Here is a 5,498-nt window from a genome sequence, read left to right as displayed (position 1 = left end):
TTTACAGCAATGACCGCTGAAGAAATTGATCGTCATCTGAATCCGCAAAATTACTTCACCGATGCTGAAAAAGCCGCAATTGCTGCACAGCAAAAAATGATTCATGCACAAAGTGAATATGATCGGGTCAGTATTGAAATCACACGTTTGAATGATGCAATTGAAGATGAAGATGGTGATCTCGAAGAATTGAACACTGATAAAGCCGTACTTGTTGATTATCGTAAATCTTTGCGGACATTTCTAAAGTCAGATGGTTTGGGAGAATTACCAGATGAGCCTCAACAGTGATTTTCAAAAGCTGTATGTCGATGGACTGATCACGCTTTATGAACTTGATGCCAGCAGCTTAGGAGCTGGCATTTTACGTTTTCACGGTCATATCTCTTATGAAGACTGGCAGAAGATTTATCAGACAGTGGACAGCACTAGCTTCACAGCAGATACAACGCTCATTTCAGCGGATAAGCTTTTTGATGTAGGCAGTTCAAAAGTCTGGATGCGAAATATTATCTGGCAGGGTCAAGTGTTTGAGCCTATGGCTTTACAGGTGGATGGCCTTGAAATGAATGCCACGGGAAAAGCCTCAAGTCCTTCACTCAGTCTGGCCAATAACATTAACGGTATTCAAGGCGCTGTCTCTGCTTACTGTCTGCAATTCGAGGATTTCGCAGGGGCAAAGCTCAAAGTAATTCGAACACTTGCAAAGTATTTGGATGCTGAAAATTTTAGTAACGGAAATCCAACTGCCGATTCAAATCAGACAAAGACTCAAATCTGGTATATCGAACAGAAGACTTCTGAAAATAGCCAGACAGTCACGTTTGAACTTTCCAATCCTGTTGATTTTGAAGGGCTAAAAATCCCTGTCCGTAATATTACTGGTTACTGCACCTGGTGCATCAATGGTGATTATCGCGGCGAGGAGTGTCAGTACACTGGGTTGCGATACTTTGATGATAAAGATCAGGCTACCGATGATCCATCAAAAGACAAATGCTCTGGTCGCTTAATTGCCTGCAAGTCTCGTAATAACGAAGAAAACTTCGGTGGCTTTCCTGCTTCCAATTTATTCGGATAAACAAGGTGTCCTATGAAACTGACAGCGAGAATTAAAAAGCAGATTTTGACTGCAGCGAGTGAGGCATATCCCGACGAAATGTGTGGCGTGATTGTTGATCAAGAATTGATACGACTTAAAAACGTGGCACAAAATCCAAGATTAAACTTTGAAATTGACAGTATGGAACTGGCCAGAATCGAAGATCAGGCTGAGATTCAAGCCTATGTTCATTCTCATCCGGATGGAACAACTATGGCATCAGCCCTAGATCGCCATCAAATCGAACTACATCAAAAGCCTTGGTTGATTTGCTCCTATCCTGAGTTTTCGATTGCAAAGTACGAACCCTGCGGATTCAAGGCACCTTTACTCGGACGAAGCTACTTTCATGGTTGGCAGGACTGTTACACCTTAGTTCAAGATTTTTATTCGCGTGAGCTCGATATCTCGCTACGTGATTTTGAGCGAGAAGATAACTGGTGGGAAGATGAAGTGCACGCATCGCTTTATATGGCCAATTTCAAATCAGCCGGTTTTTATCAAGTTTCTACGCCTCGTTACGGTGACATTCTAGTTTGCAAAGTGGGTCGAACTGCGCATCCGAATCATGCTTTGATCTGGCTCGGAGATCGCTGGCAACTCAAGTCGGAACAAGTAGATCCTGCAATCGGAAGTACTTTAATTTTACATCATCCGTATGGCCATAGTTCTAAACGTGAAATCTATGGGCCGAACTGGCAGGAGCGAACTGTGCTCATTTTACGCCATGAGGAAATGAAAGATGTCTTTTAAAACAATACGCTTTCACGGTGTACTTCGAGAGAAATTTGGCAAAGAGTGGCGACTGGAAGTAAATAGTGTTCAAGATGCCATGCGCCTACTGGCCGTTCAAATCAATGGGCTTGAACAGTTTCTACTGAATGCCCATCACAACGGGCTTCGGTTTTCTATTTTTATCGATAAACGTCAAACATTGTCTGATAAAGAAGTCGATATGAATCTTGGTACCGCGCTGATCCGAATTGTACCTATTGTTGAGGGTGCAGGGGGTGGGCTACTACAGACTGTGCTGGGTGTGGTTATGCTCGGTGTCGGGGTATTTACTTTTGGTATAGGTACCGCCGTCGGTATGGCCTTGATCGGTGCAGGTGCTGGTATGTTTGTAGGCGGTATTGCGCAAATGTTAATGCCGAAAACAACAACGCAGGATGCCAACAGTGACGGCAATCGCGCCAATCACGGATTTGGTTCAGCAGTAACTACCGTAGCTCAGGGCAATCCAGTAGCAATCCTTTATGGTGAGCGTGAAGTCGGGGGATTCATTATATCCGCCGGACAATATCCAGAAGATCAGCTTTGAAAATTAATAATTGAACTGGCGCCCTGAGCGCCTTTTTTTTGCGTGGGATTAGTCATGAATGTAAAAGTTAAGGGCGCCAAAAAAACCAGCTCATCATCACGTACGCCAGTTGTTGCAACAGATTCAGCTCAATCTAAAACCTATATCAAAATTTTGTACGGTTACGCGGAAGGAGAAATTGAAGGACCAGTCAATGGTGCTCAGGGGATCTATCTGGAAGAAACGCCCATACTTGATAGCAATGGCAATAAAAATTTTGAATCTGTCTCATGGGATTATCGAAATGGGACCAATGATCAAACTTACATTGAGGGTTTCCCGGAAGTATCTAGCGAGACTGATGTAAATGTAGAGCTTAAAAGCACAGCTTGGGTTCGTTCACTGACCAATGTGGAAATCAATGCTGTCAGACTAAGACTCAAATGGGGAGCTTTACGTTCAACCAATGCATCCACTGGTGACGTAACAGGGGTAACCATCCGCTATGCAGTGGATGTATCTACGGATGGCGCTGCCTACGTTGAAGTATTAAACACGCAGATCAGCGACAAAACATCTGCAAGCTATGAGCGTTCACATCGAATTGATCTGCCAAAATCAGAATCTGGATGGAACATTCGCGTGCGCCGCCTCACTCCTCCGGCAGGTACAGACTATGTCACAGATCAGATGTATGTAGCATCCTATGCCGAAGTCATCGATGCGAAGTTCCGTTATCCCAACACTGCATTACTTGGATTGCAGTATGATGCTGAAACCTTTTCGAGTGTGGCCAAAGTTGCAATTCGAGCTCGTGGTACCAAAATTCGTGTGCCGTCGAATTACAACCCTGAGACACGTGTCTATAGCGGAATCTGGGATGGATCATTCAAACGTGCTTATTCCAACAACCCAGCATGGATCTATTACGACCTCTGTACAGCAAAACGTTACGGATTAGGTGGACGTATTAGCACAGAAATGCTCGATAAGGCATCTCTTTATAAGCTTGGGCAGTACTGCGATGGTTTAGTCTCAGATGGTGCAGGTGGGCTTGAACCGCGTTTTACTTGTAATGTTTATATTCAATCTGCAGACGACGCTTACACGATATTGAGCCGCCTTGCAGGGGTGTTTCGAGCAATTTCATATTGGGATGGCGACAGTATCGTCTGTGATGCGGATATGCCTCAAGATGTATTCTTCAACTATACCAATGCGAATGTGATTGACGGTGCTTTCGAGTATACCGGCACGCGTGCTCGAGACCGGCACACCGTTGCCAAAGTGGCTTGGGATAATCCAGATAACCGGTTTAAGACTGAATACGAGTTTGTACGTGATCAGGCTGCGATTGCCAAACATGGAGTGAAAGTTCTTCAACTCGATGCATGGGGGTGCACAAGTCGTGGGCAGGCACAGCGTGCAGGTGCATGGGCGATTCGTTCAGAACAAAAAGATACTCAGTCAGTGACCTTTAAAGTGGGTTTAGACGGGAATATTCCTCTACCAGGTAAAGTGATATCGGTTGCTGATAACCACTATGCAGGTCGCTTCATCGGTGGGCGAGTTTCAAGTATTTCCGAAGATTTTAAACACATTACTTTAGATCGGGAGATTACTGCTAAATCTGGCGATACCATCTATATCAATAGTGAAGCTGGCGAAGCAACAAGTCGAATAATCTTGAGTGTGTCAGGCCGTGAAGTCGTTGTTAGTACGCCATTTGATGCGCAGTCAGTAGCTGCCCAAAATGCATGGACCATTGACTCAGCGGATCTTGCTACACGAAAGTTTAGAGTGATGAGTGTTAAACAAGATGATTCACATCAGTTTACGGTAACCGCACTTGAATACAATTCATCTAAATTTGATGAAATTGACTCAGGTGCCGCGACAGTAAATGTTCCGGTATCAATTATTAATCCTGTTGCTCAGGCAGCAGTAACTGATATCCAAATCGAAGCTTACGATTCTGTTCAGCAGGGACTGAGCGTGGCTACTATGGTGATTAGTTGGAATAAAGCGGAATACGCCGTTAAATATCTGGTTGAATGGCGTAAGGATGATGGTAGCTGGATAAAATTACCATTAACTGGCAATACGTCCGTTGAAGTTCAAGGCATTTATGCTGGAAGCTATACGGCACGTGTCACTGCAATCTCAGCTTTTGATGTTGCATCATTGGCAACCACTTCAAACCTGACCGCCTTATCGGGTAAGCAAGGTAAGCCACCTAAAGTCGCGTTTATTGAAGCGACTGGTATCTTGTTTGGTATGAAATTGAATTGGGGCTTTCCATTAGGTGCGCTTGATACCGCCTATACAGAGATCCAAGTTTCGCCGAATGGTAACAGTAACATTGCTCAACTTGGCCTGTTTGCATATCCGACCTGTACACACACCATTCAGGGTTTGCAGCCTAATTTAACTCAGTTCTATCAGGCTCGATTGATCGATCGTATCGGCAATGTGGGTGAGTGGTCCGAGTGGACCAGCGCTACGACTTCTGCGGATGCATCAGATGTTTTAGATATCTTGTCTGGAAAAATTACTGAAACGCAACTGCATCAGGATTTACAGCAGAAAATCGACAAGATTGACGTCATTGAAGGTGATCTGACTGTTTATGATCAACGTATTCAAGATGCCAAAAATACTGCAGATCAAGCTAATCAGAATTTGGCTGTAGAACGTCAGCAGCGTATCAATGATGTCGAGAAACTTGCTGATGATATTGCATCAGAATCACAGGCCCGTATCAGTGATGTTCAAAACTTAAATGGAGATATAGATCAAGAACGTCAACAGCGTATTACTGCTGTGAATCAAGTTGCAGATAATATCGCGTCAGAATCACAAGCTCGCATCAGTGCTGTTCAAAATCTTAGTGATGGTCTGACACATGAAAGCCAGCAGCGTGTTGCTGGTGATGAGCATGTCTTGTCTGTTGTTGATACCTATAAGCAAAGTACAGAAAACTCGTTTGCTGCGGTGCGTCAAGAAATTGATGTCGTAGCAGATGATTTGAGTGCTGCATCAACAAAACTCGATGGTGTCTATGCGAAAGTCACACCTCTGACTGCTGATCAAGAT

General features: G+C 44.2%; 5 protein-coding genes. All 5 read left to right on the top strand.

The window, feature by feature from the left end; all coding sequences use genetic code 11:
* On the top strand, positions 1–291 hold a 291-nt coding region (locus ADA42_RS18525; protein ID WP_161798556.1), incomplete at its 5' end, for a hypothetical protein.
* Positions 275–1,081 (top strand): phage minor tail protein L, encoded by an 807-nt coding sequence (locus ADA42_RS15540; protein ID WP_048766119.1) that lies wholly within the window; start codon positions 275–277, stop codon positions 1,079–1,081. The genes ADA42_RS18525 and ADA42_RS15540, both read left to right, overlap by 17 nt.
* 12 nt (positions 1,082–1,093) lie before the next feature.
* Positions 1,094–1,855, top strand: coding sequence for a C40 family peptidase (locus ADA42_RS15535; protein WP_048766118.1), 762 nt, complete (start codon positions 1,094–1,096; stop codon positions 1,853–1,855).
* A complete protein-coding gene (locus tag ADA42_RS15530; RefSeq protein WP_048766116.1) occupies positions 1,845–2,423 on the top strand; it encodes a tail assembly protein in 579 nt (192 codons plus the stop codon). The genes ADA42_RS15535 and ADA42_RS15530 overlap by 11 nt, the downstream gene beginning before the upstream one ends.
* Before the next feature lie 54 nt (positions 2,424–2,477).
* On the top strand, positions 2,478–5,498 hold a 3,021-nt coding region (locus tag ADA42_RS15525), incomplete at its 3' end, for a host specificity protein J (RefSeq protein WP_048766115.1).

Source organism: Acinetobacter sp. 243_ASPC (genome assembly GCF_001054715.1).
In the GTDB taxonomy this organism is placed as follows: domain Bacteria; phylum Pseudomonadota; class Gammaproteobacteria; order Pseudomonadales; family Moraxellaceae; genus Acinetobacter; species Acinetobacter soli.
Note: the sequence above shows the minus strand (reverse complement) of the source record. Positions and strands in the feature narration are given on the sequence as shown.

Bases quoted from the DNA above. Each gene is read 5' to 3' on its own strand.
- ADA42_RS15540 (WP_048766119.1), top strand. From the start codon at position 275: ATGAGCCTCAACAGTGATTTTCAAAAGCTGTATGTCGATGGACTGATC.
- ADA42_RS15535 (WP_048766118.1), top strand. From the start codon at position 1,094: ATGAAACTGACAGCGAGAATTAAAAAGCAGATTTTGACTGCAGCGAGT.
- ADA42_RS15530 (WP_048766116.1), top strand. From the start codon at position 1,845: ATGTCTTTTAAAACAATACGCTTTCACGGTGTACTTCGAGAGAAATTT.